Raw genomic sequence first — 25,562 nt, forward strand, 5'->3', positions numbered from 1 at the left:
GATTGTAATTATCATTTGAATGTTTTCAGATAATATTATTTGTAGGAATGATTATCTATATACGAAATCGAATTGGAACTCTCGGAATTTCAAAATGAATATAGAATCTGTAGTAAAATGTGTTGTATCAGAAATGGCTGTGATAATAGCAGTATGTTATAGTAATGAAGGAGTATCGAAATGAATCAACAATTTAGAAATCAATGTTTAGATGCAATTGTAGAATTTGAAACTAGCTTTAAAGAAATGAACTTACCTCAACAACAATATTTCCAAGCTTATAGTCTAGTTAGTAAAATAGTATCCGAAATGAAATTAGATGGTGTTGCATTTGCTCAATCTTTCAGATATTTTTATGAATTCTTTAGTCGCGAATTATTTCCAGGGGGAATTGTTTTATCTGAACAAGCTCGTAAAGATTTTAGTAGAGTATCAGACTTGGCAAATTCTGCGGAACTATTAAGAACAATCCATAGTCCTATTAAAATATTTTGGTAAATAGAGAATGTATTATAATGACATGAATTGCAGCTTGATTTTAAATTAGCTATTTACTAAACGTTTCAAAGTTAGATGATGATCATAAAAAACGCATAATATCAAGTGTTCACAAACATTGATACTATGCGTTTTTTAATGCAGAGATTTACTGGATTATTTTCTTGTGGTGAGTTTTAGTCAAGTATCTTTTTCAATCCTAATCTTAAATAAAAAATCTATTATAAAAAGCTGCATGAAGATGCAACCACACTATAGCAACGGAAGACATGGGATTCGAACCCACGCACGCTTTCACACGCCTACCGCGTTTCCAACACGGCCTCTTAAGCCTCTTGAGTAATCTTCCAATACTTACTAAAATAGTTTATCATAAAGGGAATTATCTTGCAAATAAAATTCAAACAATTGGCAAAATGATAGAAAATGGAAGAAAGTGACAAAAAATGCTTGACTTCGATTTTTTTTGTGATAGAATAATTACTGTAATCGTTAACAGGAGGTGAGTAAGTGCTAAAAACCGAGAGAAAAAAATTGATTTTAGAGGAGCTGGGCAAACATAAAGTCGTTTCTCTAGAGAAATTAGTAGGTTTGTTAGACACGTCAGAATCAACGGTTAGACGAGATTTAGATGAATTGGAATCGGAAAATAAACTTCGCCGAGTTCATGGAGGAGCAGAGTTGCCTCACTCCTTGCAAGAAGAAGAAACCATTCAAGAGAAATCTGTCAAAAACCTTCAAGAGAAAAAATTGATTGCGCAAAAGGCAGCTTCCCTCATCAAAGAAAAAGATGTTATCTTTGTGGATGCAGGAAGTACAACAGCCTTTCTCATTAAGGAATTGGAGCGAAAAGACATTACTGTTGTGACTAACTCCATTCACCATGCAGTACAATTAGTGGATAAGCAAATCCCAACGGTGATTATCGGTGGTGGTGTTAAAATGACAACAGATGCCAGTATCGGAGGAGTAGCGCTTAACCAGATTAATCAACTGCACTTTGATCGTGCCTTTATCGGAATGAACGGGGTAGATGAAGGTTATTATACAACTCCGGATATGGAAGAAGGAGCGGTTAAGCGAGCTATCTTAGAAAATGCCAAACAAACCTATGTCTTGGCAGATTCATCTAAGATTGGCCAGTCTAGTTTTGCTAAGGTTGCCCCTCTAAAACGAGCTATAGTCATTACTAGCAAGGGTCATGAGCTCTTGCCAGCTATCAAAGAAAAAACGGAGGTAATAGAAGTATGATTTATACAGTCACGCTCAATCCATCTATTGACTACATTGTCCGTTTGGATAAAGTAGAAGTTGGTAGTGTTAATCGTATGGATAGTGATGATAAGTTTGCTGGTGGTAAGGGAATTAATGTCAGTCGCGTCTTGAAACGTCTAGACATTCCAAATACAGCGACTGGATTTATCGGAGGCTTTACAGGTAAATTTATCACAGATACTTTAGCTGAGGAACAAATTGAAACGCGATTTGTGCAAGTTGAAGAAGATACGCGTATCAACGTTAAAATCAAAGCAGACCAAGAAACCGAAATCAATGGGACTGGTCCTACTGTTGAAGCAGAGCAACTGGAGGAGTTGAAAGCTATCCTTTCAAGTCTAACAGCAGAGGATACAGTTGTATTTGCGGGATCGAGTGCTAAAAACTTAGGCAATGTTATCTATAAGGATTTGATTGCCTTGACCCGTCAGACGGGCGCACAAGTTGTGTGTGATTTTGAAGGTCAGACTTTGATTGATAGTTTGGATTATCAACCACTTTTGGTCAAACCAAATAATCATGAACTTGGAGCTATCTTTGGAGTGAAGCTCGAAAGCTTAGATGAGATTGAAAAATACGCTCGAGAGTTGCTGGCTAAAGGTGCACAAAATGTTATCATCTCTATGGCTGGTGATGGTGCCCTTCTGGTAACATCCGAGGGAGCCTACTTTGCTAAGCCAATCAAGGGAACAGTGAAAAACTCAGTGGGAGCTGGTGACTCAATGGTTGCTGGATTTACTGGTGAGTTTGTAAAATCAAAAGACGCAGTAGAAGCCTTCAAATGGGGTGTGGCTTGTGGAACAGCAACTACCTTCTCTGATGACTTGGCTACTGCAGCATTTATTAAAGAAACTTATGAAAAAGTTGAGGTAGAAAAAAGATGAAAATTCAGGATTTACTGAGAAAAGATGTGATGTTGCTTGATTTGCAAGCAACTGAAAAAGTAGCAGCTATCGAAGAAATGATTCATAGCTTGGTAGAGCACGGATATGTGACAGATTTCGAAACCTTCAAAGAAGGAATCTTGGCGCGTGAAGCTTTGACTTCTACAGGTTTGGGTGATGGTATCGCAATGCCTCACAGCAAGAACGCTGCAGTTAAAGAAGCAACAGTTCTCTTTGCTAAGTCAAACAAGGGAGTTGACTACGAAAGTTTAGATGGAAAACCAACTGACCTTTTCTTTATGATTGCTGCTCCAGAAGGTGCCAATGATACTCACTTGGCTGCCTTGGCAGAATTATCTCAATACTTGATGAAAGACGGCTTTGCTGACAAACTTCGTCAAGTTACATCACCTGATCAAGTTATTGAACTCTTTGATCAAGCTTCAGAGAAAGCTGAGGAACCAGTTCAAACACCTGCAAATGGTTCTGATGACTTTATCGTTGCTGTAACTGCTTGTACAACAGGAATTGCCCACACTTATATGGCTCAAGAAGCTCTTCAAAAAGTGGCTGCTGAAATGGGTGTTGGTATCAAGGTTGAAACTAATGGTGCCAGCGGTGTTGGTAACCAATTGACAGCAGAAGATATCCGCAAGGCTAAAGCTGTAATTATCGCTGCAGATAAAGCAGTTGATATGGATCGTTTCGATGGTAAACCATTGGTAAATCGTCCAGTAGCTGACGGTATCCGCAAGACAGAAGAGTTAATCAACTTGGCTCTTTCTGGGAATGCTGAAGTTTATCACGCTGCTAATGGAGCAAAAGCTACAACAGCATCTAATGAAAAACAAAGTATCGGTGGTGCCTTCTACAAACACTTGATGAGTGGTGTATCTCAAATGTTGCCATTCGTTATCGGTGGTGGTATCATGATTGCCCTTGCCTTCTTGATTGATGGTGCTATGGGTGTGCCGAATGATAGCCTTGGAAATCTTGGTTCTTACCATGAACTCGCTTCTATGTTCATGAAAATCGGAGGCGCAGCCTTTGGTTTGATGCTTCCAGTATTTGCAGGATATGTTGCTTACTCAATCGCTGAAAAACCAGGTTTGGTAGCAGGTTTCGTTGCTGGAGCTATTGCCAAAGAAGGTTTTGCCTTTGGTAAAATCCCTTACGCTCAAGGTGGTGAAGCAACTTCAGCCCTTGCAGGTGTATCATCAGGTTTCCTAGGATCCCTTGTTGGTGGATTTATCGCTGGTGCTTTGGTGCTTTGGTGCTCTTGGTTAAGAAATACGTGAAGGTTCCACGTTCACTTGAAGGTGCTAAATCAATCCTTCTCTTGCCACTTCTTGGAACAGTCTTGACAGGATTTGTCATGCTAGCTGTTAACATCCCAATGGCAGCAATCAACACTGCTATGAACGACTTCCTTGGCGGTCTTGGAGGCGGTTCAGCTGTCCTTCTTGGTATCGTTCTTGGAGGAATGATGGCTGTCGATATGGGTGGACCTGTCAATAAAGCAGCTTATGTCTTTGGTACTGGTACTCTTGCAGCAACAGTGTCAACAGGTGGTTCAGTAGCCATGGCAGCGGTTATGGCTGGAGGAATGGTTCCACCACTTGCAATCTTTGTCGCAACTCTTCTCTTTAAAGATAAATTCACAAAAGAAGAACGCAACTCAGGTTTGACTAACATCGTTATGGGCTTGTCATTCATCACTGAAGGAGCGATTCCATTTGGTGCGGCTGACCCAGCTCGTGCTATCCCAAGCTTTATCCTTGGTTCAGCAGTGGCAGGTGGACTTGTTGGTCTTGCAGGTATCAAACTGATGGCACCTCACGGAGGAATCTTCGTTATCGCCCTTACAACAAATGCCCTTCTTTACCTTGTCTTTGTCTTGGTAGGAGCACTTGTTAGTGGTGTAGTTTATGGTTACCTTCGTAAACCATTAGAAAAATAATCACAAATAGATTCAAATGACTGAACACGAAAGTGGGCAGTCATTTTTTTGATAATGGAGTTAGGGAGACCGATCTTTAAAGTGATATAATAGAAGTAAATATTAGAGAATTTTTCTTCATCCAAATGATAGAATGCTAAAGTTCTACAAATACCTTAGAGGAGAAAAGTGTCATGAGTGATTCTAGAAAAGAAGAAATCGACAAATTAGTGAAAGAAAATATCCCTCACCAAAATCTTACAAAAGAAGAGTTACAAGAGACCTATGCCAGCTTGCTGGAGGAGAATTTTCCTGATTCTAAACGAATTCATTTTATCGCTGATTTAGGTAGGAGCCCAGAAATTGCCTTTCATTTTGAGCTCATTTACAAAGATTGGGAGGAAGAAACTGACCTGAATTTTGAAGCGAGTTTTGACCAACATGGACAGGAGGGGATAGACTATCTGTTGGAAACTCTCAATCAAGAGGAAGATGAGAGTCAACGCATTTTGATTGTTTATTTCCTAGCGAAAATCCTCTCCAAAGCAAGACATAGAGATTTTTATGCGTTTTCTTGCAAGCAAGTACTTCCTGTTCTGCTCTCTCTTTTACCTAGTTCAGAAGCTTCGAATCGTAGGAAGCTAATCATTGCCCTAGGTTGGATTGGTTCAATAGGTGAAATAGAAATCTTAGGACAACATCTCTTGACTGACAAAGATGCACTTTGTCGTGCCTGGTCTGCCAGTAGTCTAATGCAATTATCTTTTCATCAAGTAAAAAAAGAAATCTTAATGGAAAAAACGAAGGATTTATTTTGTGAAGCAATTACAGAAGAAAAGGACATACAGGCTTGCGCTCTGATGATAGAAGCAGCCCAGGTATTGTTTGGGAAAAAATGGATCCCTACATCTGCTGTAGAGAAGTTGGAAATCGAAAAGATTGAGAAAGCAAGAAAATCAGCAATTAGATTTTTGAAGAAGTAGTGAGACAAGGTTGTTGAAAAATCATATAGAATAGAAAATTCAAAAATATCAACGAAAGATGATTGTGTCTAGTAGATGCAGTCATTTTTTTGATTTCTCTAGATGTTTCTGAAATATGGTATAATAGAAGCATGGCAAACAAAAATACAAGTAAAACAAGACGGAGACCGTCAAAAGCTGAATTAGAAAGAAAGCAAGCTATCCAACGGATGTTAATTTCCTTAGTCATAGCTTTTTGCTTAATGTTCGCTGCTCTGAGATTAGGAGCAGTGGGTCTCACCCTCTATAATCTCATTCGTCTATTAGTAGGAAGTCTGGCCTATCTGGTCATTTTTGTCGTTCTAGTCTATCTTTTTTTCTTCAAATGGATTCGGAAGCAAGAAGGTCTGAACTCAGGTTTTCTTTGCATTTTTTCAGGCTTATTGCTGATTTTTGAAGCTTATCTTGTATGGAAATATGGCTTAGAGCAGTCTGTCTTAAAGGGTACTTTGGCCCAAGTGTTGACAGATTTGACAGGTTTTCGTGTGACTAGCTTTGCTGGAGGAGGGCTTCTAGGTGTTGCCCTTTATATTCCAGTCGCCTTTCTTTTTTCAAATATTGGTACTTACTTTATCGGAGCCATCTTAATCTTGATCGGTGTTCTTCTAGTCAGTCCCTGGTCTGTCTATGACGTTGCTGATTTTCTTGGAGCACGTTTTGCACTTTGGATGGAGCGACGCGAGCTGAAGAAACAAGAACGCTTCATCAAACGGGAAGAAGAAAAAGCGCGTAAGGAGATAGAGGAGCAGGAAAGACTAGAAAAAGAACAAGCAGAGCAAGCCTTGTTGGACATACCTCCTGTTGATATGGAAACTGGCGAGATTTTAGAAGCTCCCCCTGTTCACTTTGATGATTTACCACCTCTTCCAGAGGAAGAATGGGTAGAACCTGAAATTATTCTCCCTCAAGCAGACTATGAAGTTCCTAGCGAAGTTGATACTCCAGAGGAAGCTGAGTTCTTAGATGATGAGGATGTTGAGGTAGATTTTTCTGCTAAAAAAGCCTTGGAATACAAACTTCCAAGCTTGCAACTCTTTGCACCTGATAAGCCCAAAGATCAGTCCAAGGAAAAGAAAATTGTTCGCGAGAATATCAAAATTTTGGAAGAAACCTTTGCGAGTTTCGGTATCAAGGTAACGGTTGAACGTGCTGAGATTGGTCCATCAGTTACCAAGTATGAAGTCAAGCCAGCAGTTGGTGTTCGTGTCAATCGCATTTCCAATCTAGCAGATGACTTGGCTCTGGCTTTGGCTGCGAAAGATGTCCGTATCGAAGCTCCAATTCCAGGGAAATCCTTGGTCGGGATTGAAGTGCCTAACTCTGAAATTGCGACCGTATCTTTCCGAGAACTATGGGAACAGTCCCAAACTAAACCTGAAAATCTGCTAGAAATTCCTCTTGGGAAAGCAGTTAACGGAACAGCTCGTAGTTTCGACCTTGCTAAAATGCCTCACTTACTTGTGGCTGGATCGACAGGTTCTGGTAAATCTGTTGCAGTCAATGGTATTATTGCAAGTATTCTCATGAAGGCTCGACCAGATCAAGTCAAGTTTATGATGGTGGATCCGAAGATGGTTGAGTTGTCAGTCTATAATGATATTCCTCACCTCTTGATTCCAGTTGTGACGAACCCTCGTAAGGCCAGCAAGGCCCTTCAAAAAGTCGTAGATGAGATGGAAAACCGTTATGAACTCTTTGCTAAAATTGGGGTTCGTAATATTGCTGGTTTCAATGCTAAGGTGGAGGAATTCAACGCTCAATCTGAGTACAAACAAGTACCTCTTCCTTTAATTGTCGTGATTGTGGACGAGTTAGCTGACCTTATGATGGTGGCCAGCAAAGAAGTAGAAGATGCCATTATCCGACTCGGACAAAAGGCGCGTGCAGCTGGTATTCACATGATTCTTGCAACCCAACGTCCTTCAGTGGATGTTATTTCTGGTCTGATTAAGGCCAATGTGCCGTCTCGTGTAGCTTTTGCTGTATCTTCTGGAACGGATTCTCGAACTATCTTAGATGAAAATGGTGCTGAGAAACTCCTGGGTCGAGGAGATATGCTCTTTAAACCAATCGATGAAAACCACCCTGTCCGACTGCAAGGCTCCTTTATCTCGGATGATGATGTTGAGCGTATTGTTAGCTTTATCAAGGCTCAGGCGGATGCTGACTATGATGAAAGCTTTGATCCTGGAGAGGTTTCTGAGACAGAAGGTGAGTCTGGCTCAGGAGATGAAAGTGGAGATCCGCTATTTGAAGAAGCTAAGGCTCTGGTCATTGAAACTCAAAAAGCGAGCGCATCCATGATTCAACGTAGATTATCAGTTGGTTTTAACCGAGCAACTCGCTTGATGGAAGAATTAGAGATGGCTGGAGTTATCGGACCTGCAGAAGGAACAAAACCTCGAAAAGTCTTACAACAATAAAAAACGTAAAAATAGTATAAAAATGCATGGAAACTTTATTGAAAAGTTAGTCAAAAATGGTCTAACTTTTTCGATGAAGTTTCCTTTTTTATAGCGATTTCTTTAGAAATAAAGTCATCTGAAAATCGTTTCAGACTTGCCAACTAATTGGATTTTACTTTTACTAGTTTTACCTATTAAAGTATTGATTTTTTAAGCTGTTTTTGATATATTGAATTGGTATAGAAAAAATTATATGTTTATCTAGTAGTGTTTAAAAATTGAGGAGGATATTTTTTTAAAATAAAATGCAAACGCTTACTTGACAAACTGAAAGGAACCAAAAAACAGATGGATAAAGGATTATTTGAAAAACGTTGCAAATACAGTATTCGGAAATTTTCACTAGGGGTTGCTTCTGTTATGATTGGTGCAGCTTTCTTTGGAACTAGCACTGTCCTCGCAGATTCTGCACAAACAGGTTCGACAGCAGATATGCCAACTGATTTGGCGGCAGCTCTTGCCAATGCTAAAGAGGATGATGGGCATGACTTTGAAGCACCAAAACCTGGTGAAGATCAGGGTTCTCCTGAAGTAACTGAAGGACCAAAGACTGAAGAAGAATTGCTGGCAAAAGAAAAAGAAACTGCAACTGCAACAAGCTCAGCAGCTTCAGATACTCTTCCTGAAGAACTACGTGGAAAACTTGATAAGGCTGAAGAAAATGGCCGCACTGCCTCAAAAGAAGAACTAGAAAAAGAAGATAAAAGCTTAGTTCCAGAAGAAGTAGCTAAAACAAAAAATGGGGTATTAAACTACGGTGCAACTGTCGAAATTAAAAGCTCTGCTGGGCTCGGTAGTGGTATTGTTATCGGGGAAAATCTCGTTTTGTCTGTTTCTCATAACTTTATCAAAGATGTTCCAGATGGCAATAATCGTAAGGTAGCTGATAATGTTGAAAGTGATGACGATGTTTATACAATTTCTTACCAAGGCGCTCCAGACGTCAAATTCAGTAAAAATGATGTAAAACACTGGGACCGTGAAGGATTCCTCAAAGGATATAAAAATGACTTGGCAATCGTTAAGCTTCGTACACCTCTTGCAAATGCACCAGTTGAAGTGACTGACAAGCCTGCAACAACTAAGGTAGGAGATAAGGTTCACGTATTTGGATATCCAAAAGGAGAACTTGATCCAATTTTGAATACAACTGTTGAGGATATTAATAATCACGGAGAAGGTGTTCGTGGCATTAGCTATCAAGGAAGTGAACCAGGTGCTAGTGGTGGCGGTATTTTCGATGAAAATGGGAAATTGATTGGTATTCACCAAAATGGTGTATCTGGTAAACGTAGTGGAGGTATTCTCTTCTCACCTGCTCAGCTAGAGTGGATTCAAAACTACATCAAGGGTATTGAAACAACGAAACCAGCTGGTCTAGATGCTCTCGATAAACAAGTTGAGGACAAGGAAGAAAAACCAAAAGAGGATAAACCTAAGGAAGATAAGCCAAAAGCAGAAACACCAGCAGAAAATAAACCTGCTGAAAACAAGCCGGCTGAGAACAAGCCAGCAGAAAATAAACCTGCTGAAAACAAGCCAGCTGAGAATAAACCAGCTGAGAATAAACCGACTGAATCAAAAGAAGTTACTCCAGAATGGAAAACAGTTGAAAATAAAGACCAACAGGGAACAGTAACAATCCGTGAAGAAAATGGAGTTCGTTACAACCAACTAGCTTCAACTGCTCAAAATGACAATGGTAAGAAACCAGCCTTGTTTGAAAAAGATGGTTTGACAGTCGATGCTAATGGAAATGCCACTGTTGATTTGACCTTTAAAGAAGAATCTGAAACAGGTAAATCTCGCTTCGGTGTCTTCATGAAATTCAAAGACACTGATAACAATGTTTTTGTAGGTTACGACCAAGGTGGATGGTTCTGGGAATACAAGTCAAATGGAAGTGGACTTTGGTACCAAGGTGGACGTGTTGCAGCTCCAGTAAATGGTTCTGAGAACCACTTGACCATCAGCCTTAAATCAGATGGACAGCTCAATGCAACTAACAACGATGTCAAACTCTTTGACACAGTTACCTTGCCATCTGCAGTTAATGACAAACTCAAAGATGAGAAGAAAATCGTTCTTAAAGCTGGAACCTATAACAGCAGCGAACGTACCATTGTCAATGTCAAAACTGATGATCAAGAAGGTGTGAAAAACGATCAAGAAGCCGCTGAAAAAGAAAAGGGCGACACAGTAGATGATAGCAATGTCAAATACGACACTATCGAATCTACAGTATTGAAAGCAGTCATCGACCAAGCCTTCCCACGTATTAAAGAGTACGTCCTCAATGGCAACAAGCTTCCAGGTCAAGTGCAACCGATTAATCAAGTTGTGATTAATAAACACGCTGTGACTCCTGAAGTTACCTATAAGAAGGTCAATGCAACGACTGCCGAGTATGAAATGAAACTCCGTGATGAGGAAAACCTCATCAATGCAGATATGACAGTTCGTTTGCAAGTGGTGGACAACCAACTTCACTTTGATGTGACTAAGATTGTCAACCATAACCAAGTTACACCAGGACAAAAGATTGATGACGAACGTAAATTACTTTCTTCAATCAGCTTCCTAGGAAATGCCTTGGTATCTGTTTCAAGCGACCAAGCGGGAGCTAAGTTTGATGGGGCAACCATGTCAAACAATACTCACGTCAGTGGTGATGACCATATCGAAGTAACAAATCCAATGAAAGAATTAGCCAAAGGCTACATGTACGGATTTGTTTCAACAGACAAACTTGCAGCAGGTGTATGGAGTAACTCACAAAATAGCTACGGTGGTGGTTCTTACGACTGGACACGTTTGACAGCTTATAAGAATACGATTGGCAATGCTAACTACGTGGAAATTCATAGCTCTGAATGGCAATGGGAAAAAGCGCACAATGGAGTTGTCTTCCCAGCATACACTCAAGAACTTCCAAGTGCAAAAGTTGTCATCACTGAAGATGCCAATGCTGACCATAAGGTTGACTGGCAAGATGGTGCGATTGCTTACCGTAGCATCATGAACAACCCTCAAGGTTGGGAAAAAGTTAAAGACATTACTGCTTACCGTATCGCTATGAACTTTGGTTCACAAGCGCAAAACCCATTCCTCATGACCTTGGATGGTATCAAGAAGATCAACCTCCATACCGATGGTCTTGGCCAAGGTGTACTGCTTAAGGGATACGGAAGTGAAGGACATGACTCTGGACACTTGAACTATGCGGACATCGGTAAACGTATCGGTGGTGTTGAAGACTTTAAGACTCTTATTGAGAAAGCTAAGAAATATGGTGCCCACCTCGGTATCCACGTCAACGCTTCAGAAACTTATCCAGAGTCTAAATACTTTAATGAAGATATTCTTCGTAAAAATGCAGATGGTAGCTATAGCTACGGTTGGAACTGGCTTGACCAAGGTATCAACATTGATGCTGGTTATGACCTCGCTCATGGGCGTCTAGCTCGTTGGGAAGAGTTGAAGAAAGAGTTGGGTGAAGGTCTAGACTTCATCTACGTCGACGTATGGGGTAACGGTCAATCAGGTGACAACGGTGCCTGGGCAACTCACGTTATTGCGAAAGAAATTAACAAACAAGGTTGGCGCTTTGCTATTGAGTGGGGCCATGGTGGTGAATATGATTCTACCTTCCAACACTGGGCAGCTGACTTGACCTACGGTGGCTATACAAATAAAGGTATTAACAGTGCCATCACTCGCTTTATCCGTAACCACCAAAAAGATTCTTGGGTTGGTGACTACAGAAGTTATGGTGGTGCAGCTGACTACCCACTTCTAGGCGGTTATAGCATGAAGGACTTTGAAGGATGGCAAGGACGAAGTGACTATAACGGTTATGTAACAAACTTGTTTGCTCATGACGTTATGACTAAGTACTTCCAACACTTCACAGTAAGCAAATGGGAAGATGGCAAACCAGTAACCATGACTGACAATGGTAGTACCTATAAATGGACTCCAGAAATGAAAGTCGAGTTGGTCGATGCTGCAAATAACAAGGTTGTTGTAACTCGTAAATCTAATGATGTCAACAGTCCACAATATCGTGAACGAATTGTTACGCTTAACGATCGTGTGATTCAAGATGGTTCAGCCTACTTGACACCTTGGAACTGGGATGCAAATGGTAATAAGCTTGAAAGTGACAAGGAAAAAATGTACTACTTCAATACTGAAGCAGGTGCAACAACTTGGACACTTCCTAGCGACTGGGCAAATGGTAAGGTTTACCTTTATAAGCTAACTGACCAAGGTAAAACTGAGGAAAAAGAAGTTGCCGTGAAAGATGGTAAGATTACCCTTGACCTCACTGCAAATCAGCCATATGTTCTCTATCGTTCTAAACAAACAAATCCTGAAATGTCATGGAGTGAAGGAATGCATATCTATGACCAAGGATTTAACAGTGAATCTTTGGATCATTGGAAGATTTCGGGAGATGCTTCTAAGGCTGAAATCGTGAAGTCTCAAGGTGCAAACCAAATGCTCCGCATCCAAGGCAACAAAGAAAAAGTTAGTCTCACTCAAAAATTGACTGGCTTGAAGCCAAATACTAAATATGCAGTCTATGTCGGTGTAGACAACCGTAGTAATGCTAAAGCAAGTATTACCGTTAATACTGGTGAAAAAGAAGTAACCAACTACACCAACAAGTCACTCGCCCTCAACTATGTAAAAGCCTATGCTCACAATACTCGTCGAAGCAATGCAACAGTTGATAACACAAGTTATTTCCAAAACATGTATGCTTTCTTCACAACAGGTTCAGATGTATCAAATGTAACCTTGACCTTGAGTCGTGAAGCAGGCGATGAAGCAACTTACTTCGATGAAATTCGTACCTTTGAAAATGAATCAAATATGTACGGTGACGGTCACGATACTGCAACAGGCGTCTTCAAACAAGACTTTGAAAATGTCGGACAAGGTATCTTCCCATTTGTCATCGGTGGTATCGAAGGCGTTGAAGACAACCGTACTCACTTGTCTGAAAAACATGGACCATACACACAACGTGATTGGAATGGCAAGAAAGTTGATGACGTTATCGAAGGAAATTGGTCACTCAAGACAAATGGACTTGTAAGTCGTCGTAACTTGGTTTACCAAACAATTCCACAAAACTTCCGCTTTGAAGCAGGCAAGACCTACCGTATTACATTTGACTATGAAGCTGGATCTGACAATACTTACGCCTTTGTAGTCGGTAAGGGAGAATTCCAATCTGGACAAGCAAGTAATTTGGAAATGCATGAATTGCCAAATACTTGGACAGATTCTAAGAAAGCGAAACGTGCAACCTTCCTAGTAACAGGTGCGGAAACTGGCGATACATGGGTAGGTATCTACTCTACAGGCAATGCAAGCAACACTCGCGGAGACTCAGGTGGTAATGCTAACTTCCGTGGCTACAATGACTTCATCATGGACAGACTTCAAATCGAAGAAATTGTCTTGACTGGTAAGATGATGACAGAAAATGCTGTCAAGAACTATCTTCCAACTGTTGCGATGACTAACTACACTAAAGAAACAATGGATGCTTTGAAAGAAGCTGTCTTCAACCTCAGTCAAGCAGATGATGATATCAGTGTAGAAGAAGCTAAGTCTGAAATTGCTAAGGTCAATGCTCTTAAAGACGCTTTAGTGATGAAGAAAACAGCTCTTGTAGCAGATGACTTTGCAAGTCTTACAGCTCCTGCTCAGGCTGGTGAAGGTCTTGAAAATGCCTTTGATGGCAACGTTTCTAGCCTATGGCATACATCATGGAGCGGAGGAGATGTTGGTAAACCTGCAACTATGGTCTTGAAGGAACCAACTGAAATTACTGGCTTCCGTTACGTTCCACGTGGTTCAGGATCAAATGGTAACTTGAGAGATGTCACTCTTGTGGTTACTGATGAAACAGGTAAGGAACATACCTTCAATGCAACCAATTGGGCTAACAATAATAAACCAAAAGATATTGACTTTGGTAAGACTATCAAGGCTAAAAAGATTGTTCTAACTGGAACAAGAACCTACGGTGATACAGAAAACCAATATCAATCAGCTGCAGAATTGATCTTCGCTCGTCCACAGGTTGCTGAAACTGGTCTTGACACTACAGCCTATGAAGCAGCCTTGGCAAAAGCTCAAAAATTGACTGATAAAAGTAATCAAGAGGAAGTAGCAAGTGTTGTTGCCAGCATGAAATTTGCAACAGATAATCATCTCTTAACAAATAGAATGCTTGAATTCTTTGCAAATTATCTCGACCAATTGAAAGACCAAACACCTACTCCAACTCCAGATCCAGAACCAACTCCAGAACCTAAACCTGAAGCTCCAACTTCAAGCAAGGGTGACGAAGCTGCGCCAGTTGTTGACCTTCCAGAATTCACAGGTGGTGTAAATGGTGTTGAAGCCGCAATCCATGAAGTACCAGAGTTTACTGGAGGTGTGAATGCAGCTGAAGCCGCTGTTCATGAAGTTCCAGAATACAATGAAGTTGAGGGAACCGCAGGAAATGAAGTAGCTATCCACGAAGTACCAGAATTTACTGGAGGTGTAAATGGAGCTGAAGCCGCTGTCCATGAAGTACCAGAGTATACAGGTGCGATTGGAACAGCAGGTGATCAAGCCGCACCTACTGTAGAAAAACCAACTGAAGGTGTTCGTGTCTTGTCAGATAAGACTACAGGAGTTGTAGTTGCAGGACTAGCAAGAGATTTGGCTACAGATCTTAATCTTAAAGTTCAAAAAGTAACAGACCAAAGTCTACAAGGTGTGAAATTTGATGCTTATGCTCTTCATTTAGTTGATAAAGATAAGCATGAGGTTCAAGCGAAGGGTGTAGTGCTTGTTCGACTTCCAGTTTCTAGTGAAGTAGCTGGAGTATACTACACTGCATCAGGTGAGGCAGTAAGCTTTACAAATGGTCAAGGTACAGTTGAGTTTACAACTAGTCAGCTAGGACATTTTGCAGTAGTTTATAAACAAGTTTCTAAACCACAAACGCCATCAGTAGGAGAACCAGGTCATAAACCACAAACTCCATTAACTGAGGAACCTGGAAGTCAAGTACAGACTCCATCAACAGAGAAACTGGATCATAAACCACAGGATGCAGCAGTACAAAAACTCGATCAGAAATCAGATGATACTGCTAAACCAGAAATGAAGGAAGTAGCAGCTAAACAAGAAGCGAAGGATAAACTTCCAGAAACTGGTACTAGCAAGTCAGATCATCTCTTCTTCCTTGCCAGCCTCAGTCTAGCAATGTCTGCTCTATTTCTTGCAAAGAGAAAAGAAGATTAAAAAATAAAAAGTTTTCAATAAAAGAGAGCTTAAAACTCCACAATCACTGTAGTGGAGAAAAAGAAAACCCAGAGAGGACCCTCTAGGTCCTCTCTTTTTCTAAAGGGGAATGATAGCGCTTACTCCTTGTGAGCGTATGAAAGGAAATAGGAAAAAATGGGAAAACATTTTTTTGAGAAACGGTGTCATTACAGTATACGTAAATTTACAATCGGCGCAGCTTCTGTTATGATTGGTGCCAGTATCTTTGGAACTGGTATGGTTCAAGCTGCTGAAACAGAAGGACCTGCAGAGACAGAAGGTACGGTAACACAGGCTCAGCCTCTGGATAAACTGCCAGCAGATATAGCAGCAGCTATTGAAAAAGCAGAAGCAAGTGCTGGAACTGTAGATGAACAACCTGCAGGGTCAGAAACTGGGGCAACTGCAGCTGAAACAACTACTCCAAAACCAACTGAAACTCCTGCTCCTAAGGAAGAAGTAGCTTCAAAACCAGCTACAAATCCAAAAGAGGAAGCAGCTTCTGAAGCGAAACCAGCTGCAAGTCCTGCGACTAAAGATGTAGTAGATACACCAGATGTCAATCATTTAGAAAAAGCTTCTGCTACAGCATCAAACCATGAAGCCAACACACAATACACAGCAGAAAAGGCGATTGACGGAAAACCTGATACTCGTTGGGCTACTGACCAAAACGTTGAGAAACCAACAATCGAATTTACTCTTGAAAAGACAACAGTGATTAAGCATGTTGAGATTGATTGGGACCGCCGCGTTCGTGGTGAACAAAATGATCCTAATATCAAGTCATGGAACCTCTATTACGCCGGCCAGGATGATGTGAATGGTTCAGGAGTTAAAGAATGGAAGTTGGCTTATCAAAGAACAGGGAATCCTCTTCTTGATGAAAAAATTGACTTGAAAGAAGCTATCCAAGCCAAATACCTTAAACTTGAAATTACAGACTATCAAGCTGGTACAATGAATTGGAAAAATGTTGGGATTCAAGAAATTCGTGCCTACTCAAACATTCCAGACGCTAGCAAACCAACAGATATTCGCCAAGTGACAGAATTAGCTGTTGCTGAAGATGGAAAATCTCTTATCTTGCCTAAATTACCAGGTCAAGTCAGCTTGATTGGTAGCAACAAACAGGGTGTTGTTGACCTAAATAACAAAATCTATAAACCCTTAACAGATCAAACTGTTAAGGTCATGGTCCAACAAGTCAAGGATACTCATACCTTCACAAAAGAATTTGAAGTCCTTATTAAAGGCTTACATGCAGACGAAGGCGTTGGCACTAAACCAGCAGTTGCTCCAGCAGTTCAACAATGGTATGGAACTGAAGGAAAAACTTCTATTACAGCTGATACTGTGATTTCAGTTGGCGATTCTGGATTTGGTCAAGAAGCTAAATTCTATCAGACTGACCTTGAAAGTCGTGGGCTAGAAATCGCTACAGGTGATCAAACAGCTCAAAAACGGATTGAATTTAAAAAGGTTGAAGATAAGGGTTATGGTAAAGAAGGCTATGGTATCACTGTAAAAGATGGTGTTATTACTGTAGAAGCTGCAACCAACGCAGGAGCCTTTTACGCAACTCGTACTCTTCTACAAATGGGCGAAAATGATTTGCAAAACGGAGAAATCCGTGACTTCCCAAGCTTTAGCCACCGTGGCTTTATGCTAGACACAGGTCGTAAGTTTATTCCTTATGATACGCTTGTAGACATCATGCTCAACATGGCTTACTACAAGATGAACGATCTTCAGTTGCACTTGAATGATAACTATATCTTCTTAAAAGATCACTTGGCTGGTAAAAATCTTTCTCAAGATGAAGAACTAGACTATGTCCTCAAAAAAGCTAAGACAGGCTTCCGTGTAGAGACTGATGTTGTTGGTAAAAATGGTGAAAAATTAACATCTGACGAGCATTACACTAAGGAAGAAATGCAAGAAATCATCAAGTTGGCCAAAGCTTTACATATCAATCTTGTTCCTGAAATTGACACACCAGGTCACGCCCTTTCATTTGTTAAAGTTCGTCCAGACTTGATGTATAAAGGTCAGCTTAGTGCGAGAAAACATAATGTAGAGCGTGTGGCTATGCTAGATTTGGATAACAAGTACGAAGAAACTCTTGCTTTTGTCAAATCAGTCTATGATAAATTGCTCGATGGTGAAGACGCACCTCTCCATGGCGTATCTACAGTTCATATCGGTACAGATGAATATTATGGAAATCCAGAAAGCTATCGTCGCTATGTCAACGATATGATCCAGTACATCAAAGGCAAAGGTTTGACACCGCGTATTTGGGGTTCCCTCAGTGCCAAACAAGGAACTACACCTGTAGATTGGAAAGATGTAGAAGTTGATATCTGGAGTATTGGTTGGCAACGTCCAGCGGCTGCAATTGCTCAAGGTGCTAAGATTATCAATATCACAGATATTCCAACCTATAGTGTTCCAAGTGGTAGCAATAGTCAAGGTGGATATGGAGATTATGCAAACTATGAAACACAATACAATCGCTGGACACCAAATGACTTCTCAACAGGTGGAGGACCACGCTTAGAAGCCTCTAATCCAAATATCCTTGGTGGTGGTCATGCAGTATGGAATGATAATATTGACCTCCATGAAACTGGACTCACTTCTTATGATATCTTTAAACGCTTCTTCAAGAGTATGCAATCAACTGCAGAACGCACTTGGGGTTCAGACCGTGCAGCCAAGACCTATGCAGAACGTGTTCAACCAGCAAGTGTTTATGCACCTCAATCTAATCCAGATAAGACCGTAGCTGAAGAAGACTTGTTCAAGATTAATCCTGAGACTGTCAAAGATTATCTTGCTAAGAAAGTACAGAAGACTGAAGCAGGTTTGAATTTCGAAAAAGATAGCACTATCGAAGGCCTAGTTGGTGATGCTGGACCAAGTCATGTCTTGAAATTGGATGTGACAGTGACTGGTGATGGCGAGCAAACCTTCTCAACAAGCGGAAACAATCAACTCTATCTTGCGGACAAAGATGGCTACCTTGCCTATACTTTTGAACAATTCCATATTCAATTTAACAAGAAACTTGAAAAGAACAAACGTTATCAAATTTCTGTCGTAACCAAACCTCAAGTGACTGAAGTTTATGTGGACGGTGAAAAGGTTGAACGGATTGCAAATCCAGCTAATCCACGTTTGGCTCATAATAGCTTAGTCTTACCACTTGAAACAATTGGTGGCTTCAAAGGAATCTTGCATAGTGCTGAGTTGTCAAATGAAGCATTTGTAAACCCACGTTTGATTCCAAATGATCATTTTACAGTTTCTGCAACAAGTCAAGAATTACCAGGAACCAATGCAGAAGGTCCAGTCGAAAAAGCCTTTGACAATGATCCAAATACCTTCTGGCATTCAAAATGGTCTGGTCATCAGGCTCCATTTACAGTGGCAATGAACTTGAAAGCAGCTGAAACAGTTAATGGTTTGACTTATCTTCCACGTCCAGGTGGAGGCAACGGTGTTGTGACATCTTATGAAATCTATGCTCAAAAAGATGGTCAAATGGTTAAAGTTGCTTCAGGAAATTGGGAAAACAATGCCAAAGAGAAAACAGTTAACTTTGATGCCATTGAAACCGATAAGGTAGAATTTAAAGTTCTAGCTGGTGCTGCAGGATTTGGTAGTGCTGCAGAAATTCAACTTCTGAAACCAGTTTCTACTAACAAGGTGGAAGAGCCAGTTAGTCCAGAGAAACCTGTGACACCAGAAAAACCTGAAACTCCAGAAAAACCTGTGACACCAGAAAAACCTAAAGTTGAGGAAATGGGCGATGGTACAACTGAACTTGCTGATAGCTTTGTAGCTACGAAACCTACAAGTGACGAAGCAGTTGCCGCAGCAGCCCAAAGTCAGGATTATCTCAAGAAAGAGTACAAGGTCTTCCCAACACCACAAAAAGTAACTTACGATGAAGGTGTTACGAAACTCCATAAACAAGTCAATCTTGTCATGGGTGATCAATTAGATATCTATACTCGTAATCGCTTGAAGAGTGTCCTACAAGATCATCAAATCTCATACACAAGCAGTCAAACAGCAGTGGCAGGTGCTACCAACATTTACCTTGGGGTTCATGGTCAAAATTCACAGGCTGAAAAAGAAGTGTCTGGCATTTCTCAAGGACTCTTTGATAAGATTGATGCCTATGCCTTGTCAATCAAGAACAATACAATCTCTATCGTCGGTAAGGATACAGATGCTGTCTTCTACGGTTTGACAACTCTCAAACACATGCTTAATGAAAGTGAAGCTCCAGTCTTGCGTAATGTAACAGTTGAAGACTTCGCTGAAATTAAGAACCGTGGCTTTATCGAAGGATACTATGGTAACCCTTGGAGCAATGCTGATCGTGCTGAGTTGATGCGTTATGGTGGTGACTTGAAGTTGACTCAATACTTCTTTGCACCAAAAGATGATCCATACCACAACAAGAAATGGCGTGAACTTTATCCAGAAGAAAAATTAGCAGAAATCCGTGAATTGGCGCGTGTCGGAAACCAAAACAAGACTCGTTATGTTTGGACCATTCACCCATTCATGAACAACCGTATCCGTTTTGGCAACGATGCTGACTACCAAAAAGACCTTGAAACAATTAAAGCTAAATTCACTCAATTGATGGATGTCGGTGTTCGTGAGTTCGGTATCCTAGCTGATGACGCTCCAAGTCCAGTTGGTGGCTACAATAGCTACAACCGCTTGATGAAGGACATGACAGACTGGTTGACTGAAAAACAAGCAACTTATGTTGGTCTTCGTAAGGAAATGATCTTCGTTCCAGGTCAATATTGGGGTAATGGACGTGAAGATGAGTTGAAATCTCTAAATGAAAACCTTCCAACTTCAACTTCTATGACCCTTACTGGTGGTAAGATTTGGGGTGAAGTGTCTGAAAGCTTCCTCTCTAACCTTAAGAATAACCTGACTGCAGGAGGTAAGACCTACCGACCAGTTTCTCTATGGGTAAACTGGCCTGTTACAGATAACTCTAAACAACACTTGATTTTGGGTGGCGGTGAGAAATTCCTTCATCCAAATGTAGATCCAAGTCTCCTTTCAGGTATCATGTTGAACCCAATGCAACAATCTGAGCCTTCTAAGATTGCCCTCTTCTCAGCAGCCCAATATGCATGGAAACAATGGAAATCAGAAGAAGAAGCTAAGAGAGTGAATGACATCGCCTTCAACTTTGTTGAAAACGGTAAGTTTACAGATAGTGAAACATCTCTTGCCTTCCGTGAACTTGGTAAACACATGATCAACCAAAACATGGATGGTCGTGTTGTGAAGTTGGAAGAGTCTGTTGAACTTGCACCGAAATTGGATGCCTTTATGTCTAAGTTGAAAGCTGGTCAAGATGTCGGTGCAGAGCGTGAAGGCTTGCGTGCAGAATTTGCTAAACTAAAAGCAGCAGCTCAACTTTATAAAGCATCTGGTGATGAAAAGATGCGTGCTCAAATCCACTACTGGTTGGATAATACCATTGACCAAATGGACGCATTGAGTGCTCTCCTTGATGGTACAGAAGCTATCGAAAAGAACGATTCTGCAAAACTTTGGGATAGTTACTATAAGGGATTAAAACTTTATGAACAGTCTCAAACTTATACCTTCCATTATGTAGACCATGATGAAAGAGCTGAGTTGGGTGTTCAACATATCCGTCCATTCTTGCTTGGACTTCGTGAAATCCTCGCAACAGAAGTTCAAAAAGCCTTGCATCCTGACCAAGTCATTAGTACCTTTATCACAAACCGTACAGGTGTCGAAGGTGGACTTGCTGAAGTGACTGACGGAGATTTAGGAACACATGCCCTTATCAAGTCACCAAATAGCATTCAAACTGGTGACTACATTGGCTTGAAATTTAATAAGGCTGTTTCAGTTCAAAACTTGACCTTTGCAATGGGAACTCAAGCAAATCCTCGTGATACCTTCAACAACGCTAAAGTTGAGTATCTCAATGAAAATGATGAGTGGGTAACCCTTTCAGAACCAAGCTACACTGGTAATGAACCACTGCTTAAATTTGAAAACCTCAACATCAACGCCAAAGCTGTTCGTATGATTGCGACTTCAGATCGTGGAAATACTTGGTTTGCTGTACGAGAAATTGCTGTTAACCGCCCTGTAGAAGTTACTCGTGCTAAACAGTCAGCCACTGTGACTATCAGTCCAAATCTTATGTACAAGTACAACACAACAGTTGGTCAGATTACAGACGGACGTGATAATACTGAAGCCATGCTTGCAAATGCTGATAGAACAGACACAACTCCAGTCAATGGTTGGGTACAACTTGACTTGGGTGAAGTCAAACCTGTGACTAAGGTTCGTTTGGTTCAAGGATCAGGAGATAAATTGGCAGAAGGTGTTCTTGAATATTCTGCAGATGGTAGCTCATGGCAAGAGTTGGATCGCTTGACTGGCGAACAAACAAAAGAAATCGAAACTCCAATTTCAGCTCGCTACGTTCGTGTTCGCAATACTAAGAACATCAACCTATGGTGGCGTATCGCTGACTTCTCAGTTGAAACACGTGCAGGCAATAGCGAATTGACTGATACAAACGTTGAGAGCTTGAAGTCAACTCCAGTTTATGACAGCCTAGGCCGTTATGACCTTCAAATTCCAAGCGGAACTAAGCTTCCAGCTCATAGCTACTTGGGTATGAAACTTGATCGTCTACACCAAGCTGAAAGCATTCAAGCACTTGGTACAGAAAATCCATCTCTCAACTTGGAATACTCTCCAAATGCCCAAGAATGGTATCCAGCTGATCAAGTGACTGATAAGTCCTTGGTACGTTATGTTCGTTTGGTTAATAAGACTGACCAAGAACAAGCAGTGACAGCAACTTCTCTACTTGTTCAGACAAAAGAAGTTCAGCCAACCACACTTGATTCTACATCAATGGGAATCCACCAAACATACGGTAGAAACGACGTTCGTAAGATCAAGAACTTGGATCAGTTGTTTGACGGTGTCTACAATAACTTTGTAGAGTTCTCAGACTATGCTCGTAAAGACGGTCATATTACCTTGAAACTTGGTAGCGAACGTGATATTAAGAAGATTAGAGCTTACATCCAAGACGGCACTCAAAACTATCTCCGTGATGGTAAGATTCAAGTCAGTCAAGATGGCAAGACTTGGACGGATGTTGTGACAGTTGGTGACGGTGTTGCTAATGAAACACGTGATGACTCCTTGACAGATGGCTGGACACATGATTCTAAGATGCCAGGAAATCGCTATATCGAGGGTGAACTTTCAAGCCCAGTTAAAGCTAACTATCTCCGTGTTCTATTTACAGCAGACTATGATGCTCGTTTTGTAGGATTCACTGAGTTGGTGATCAATGATGGCGAATTCGTGAAACCAATCAATGACCCAACTGTAGAAGGAAACAGCGGTGAAAGCCAAGGCAACCTTTACACTAACCTTGTAGATGGCAAAGTATTGACAAGCTACAAGGCTGAGAAAGAACAAGGTGAGCTTGTCTACCACTTGTCAGAACCAACAGACGCAAACCATATCCGACTTGTTTCAAGTATTCCTCAAGGAGTGAAAGCTCGTGTGCTTGCTCGTACTCTGAAAGAAGATAAAGCAGATGCTTGGTCAGAACTAGGTGAAATTACCTCAAGCTTCCAAACATTTGCAGTGAGAGAAAAAGCGCCATTGTTAGATGTCAAAGTTGTTTGGGAAGGTGGCAAACCTGAGTTTTACGAAATGACGACCTTCCACCAAGAGCTTCCAGAAGAACCAGAGAAACCAGCTTTAACTACAAGCAAGGGTGATGAAGCAGCACCAGTAGTAGAAGTCCCAGAATTTACTGGTGGCGTAAATGGTGTTGAAGCAGCTGTTCATGAAGTTCCAGAATATACTGAAGCTATTGGCACAGCAGGTGAAGAAGCAGCACCAGTAGTAGAAGTCCCAGAATTCACAGGCGGCGTGAATGGTGTCGAAGCGGCTATCCATGAAGTTCCAGAGTATACTGAAGCTACGGCAGAAGCAGACAAGCTTCCAGCACCAGTAGTAGAAGTCCCAGAATTCACAGGTGGTGTAAATGGCACTGAAGCAGCTGTCCACGAAGTCCCAGAATATACTGGTGGGGTGAATGGTGTCGAAGCAGCTGTCCATGAAGTCCCAGAGTTCACTGGTCACGTAAATGGATCAGAAGGAACTACTCACGAAGTTCCAGAATTTACTGGAAGTGTGAATGGTTCAGCCCCAACTACACGTGAAACTCCAGCATACACAGATGAGCAGTCTCTTGTAGCTCTTGCTATGTCACAAGATAAGACCTACCAAGCACCTGCAAGTCATCCATACAAGCTCCCAGAGACAGGTACTAAAGAAAATGCTGGCCTTGCAGCCGTTGGTGTTGTAGGTGCACTTCTTGGTATGTTTGCTATGGGAAAGAAAAAAGACGACGAATAAGATGATGTAAAAGCATCTAATACTCAATGAAAATCAAAGAGCAAACTAGGAAACTAGCCGCAGGTTGCTCAAAACACTGTTTTGAGGTTGTGGATAGAACTGACGAAGTCAGTAACAAAAATATACGGCAAGGCGACGTTGACGCGGTTTGAATTTGATTTTCGAAGAGTATAAGTCATAGAGATTGGATCAAGAGACTAATCTCGAATATAAAAAGCGGACAAAACTAGTTTTCTGATAAACAGAATCTGGTCTTGTTCGCTTTTTCTTCAAGTGAGGAAGCTGATGGTCATTGAAGTCCTTAAGCCGCAAACCAATTACTACCATTTAGGATGTTTTGATGACAATTTAAGAAAGAGCAATCTATTCCTAGAAATAAATGCTAAACTATGATTGTTCCTAAACATGATTTAGTAGATCGGTGGTCTGGTTCAACCCTAAAAGAATAGAGCTGATCTTACAAGTTAATCAGAAGAGTATTATTGAATTGGATTTAGAGATAGTTAGTAGAAAAAAGAAAATCTGAAATTTGATGCTCTTATGTGAGCAAGACTAAGAAGTTATTCTATTCATTCCTTTATTTGTAGAAAGCTTTGGGGAGTATCTATGAAATTTAATAAATATGCCTATCCCTTAGCGCAAGCCTGTTTGGGTTTGTATTTATTCGCTAATGGAGGTAGTTTGATCAATTTAGATATTGGGGTTATCCTTGTCTTACTATCCCTGATCAAGGGAGTAGAAATCTATAAAGAGGAAAGAAAACACAGATGAGCATCGTTAGTAAGTGGAGATGCTGGAGTTCAGGAAAGAAGAGGTAGTGGTTTGCAAAAGTTGAAAAATAGTTTAAAATTTGTAGGAATGATTTTACTGATTATAAATGTAAATACATTTCCCATGAGAATGCTGGCTCTCGAAGACTCTAGTTCTCTATCCTTAAAGTGGACGACTAGTATTGGGTATTTGGTACTTGCTACTTTCTTGCTAGTTGCTGTTTGGCGACAATATAAAAAGAAAATTCCAGACCAGCAGAAGACTCTCAAATTTACCTGGAAGGATTTTGGAATAGCCCTTTTATTTTATGTGGCTACTCGACTAGTAGCGATTGTAGGTACTCTCCTGATCCAAGTGGTTACTGGAAATCCAACATCTGCTAACGATGCTGCCTTGCTGGCTACAAGTGAGCAGATCACTCGAGTTTTTCCTCTGTTTTTCATCGCCTTTCATTTTGCAATTGGTATATTTGCTCCAATCATGGAAGAATTAGTATTTAGAGGATTCTTCAGCCACTATTTTTTTAAAGATGATCAAAAGTGGTTGAAATTGCTAATAAGTTCTGCGATTTTTGGCTATCTGCATATGTTTTATCCGATAGAGTTTGTAACTTATTTTTTACTGGGAGTGATATTTTACTTAGCCTATGCTCGTAGAGGGAATATCCTTGATTCCATAGCTGTTCATTTGCTAAATAACGGAGTTCTAGTACTGGTATCTATTTTAAACTATCTATTTTTAGTTTTTAGCTAATACTCTTCGAAAATCAAATTCAAACCACGTCAGCGTCGCCTTGCCGTACTCAAGTACAGCCTGTGGCTAGCTTCCTAGTTTGCTCTTTGATTTTCATTTAGTATAAAATATATTCAAAAAATGA

The 25,562-nt window shown here is 40.7% G+C and carries 9 protein-coding genes, 1 tRNA gene and 1 pseudogene; 10 read left to right on the forward strand and 1 reads right to left on the reverse strand.

What is annotated here, in order from left to right:
• Positions 1 to 180 precede the first annotated feature (180 nt).
• Complete coding sequence (locus AC3E7H_RS02225; RefSeq protein ID WP_239682035.1) at positions 181 to 498, forward strand: hypothetical protein; 318 nt, start codon at positions 181 to 183, stop codon at positions 496 to 498.
• A gap of 261 nt (positions 499 to 759) precedes the next feature.
• On the opposite strand, the gene AC3E7H_RS02230 is transcribed toward AC3E7H_RS02225, so the two are convergent.
• Positions 760 to 847: transfer RNA gene (locus tag AC3E7H_RS02230), tRNA-Ser, on the reverse strand.
• Between the two features lie 161 nt (positions 848 to 1,008).
• On the opposite strand from AC3E7H_RS02230, the gene AC3E7H_RS02235 reads away from it, so the two are divergent.
• The 9 genes and pseudogenes from AC3E7H_RS02235 (at position 1,009) to AC3E7H_RS02275 (ending at position 25,438) form a co-directional block, all read left to right on the forward strand.
• Positions 1,009 to 1,749, forward strand: a complete 741-nt coding sequence (locus AC3E7H_RS02235; RefSeq protein ID WP_075228252.1) for a DeoR/GlpR family DNA-binding transcription regulator — start codon at positions 1,009 to 1,011, stop codon at positions 1,747 to 1,749.
• Positions 1,746 to 2,657: a 1-phosphofructokinase gene (gene pfkB, locus AC3E7H_RS02240; RefSeq protein ID WP_414260472.1), complete on the forward strand. Its 912-nt coding sequence runs from the start codon at positions 1,746 to 1,748 to the stop codon at positions 2,655 to 2,657. The genes AC3E7H_RS02235 and pfkB overlap by 4 nt, the downstream gene beginning before the upstream one ends.
• Positions 2,654 to 4,617, forward strand: a pseudogene (locus AC3E7H_RS02245) (PTS fructose transporter subunit IIABC). The gene pfkB and the pseudogene AC3E7H_RS02245 overlap by 4 nt, the downstream one beginning before the upstream one ends.
• A gap of 173 nt (positions 4,618 to 4,790) precedes the next feature.
• Entirely contained in the window at positions 4,791 to 5,579 is a 789-nt protein-coding gene (locus AC3E7H_RS02250) for a HEAT repeat domain-containing protein (protein ID WP_490676024.1), read from the forward strand.
• 131 nt (positions 5,580 to 5,710) lie between these two features.
• Entirely contained in the window at positions 5,711 to 8,041 is a 2,331-nt protein-coding gene (locus tag AC3E7H_RS02255) for a DNA translocase FtsK (RefSeq protein WP_490676025.1), read from the forward strand.
• A gap of 330 nt (positions 8,042 to 8,371) precedes the next feature.
• Positions 8,372 to 15,403 (forward strand): SpGH101 family endo-alpha-N-acetylgalactosaminidase, encoded by a 7,032-nt coding sequence (locus AC3E7H_RS02260; protein ID WP_490676026.1) that lies wholly within the window; start codon positions 8,372 to 8,374, stop codon positions 15,401 to 15,403.
• Between the two features lie 156 nt (positions 15,404 to 15,559).
• Positions 15,560 to 23,914, forward strand: a complete 8,355-nt coding sequence (locus AC3E7H_RS02265) for an SIALI-17 repeat-containing surface protein (RefSeq protein ID WP_490676027.1) — start codon at positions 15,560 to 15,562, stop codon at positions 23,912 to 23,914.
• 606 nt (positions 23,915 to 24,520) lie between these two features.
• A complete protein-coding gene (locus tag AC3E7H_RS02270) occupies positions 24,521 to 24,685 on the forward strand; it encodes a hypothetical protein (RefSeq protein WP_007554479.1) in 165 nt (54 codons plus the stop codon).
• A gap of 123 nt (positions 24,686 to 24,808) precedes the next feature.
• A complete protein-coding gene (locus tag AC3E7H_RS02275; RefSeq protein ID WP_490676028.1) occupies positions 24,809 to 25,438 on the forward strand; it encodes a CPBP family intramembrane glutamic endopeptidase in 630 nt (209 codons plus the stop codon).
• Positions 25,439 to 25,562: the final 124 nt, after the last annotated feature.

It is taken from the genome of Streptococcus sp. SCPM-O-B-15304 (M98) (assembly GCF_058200215.1).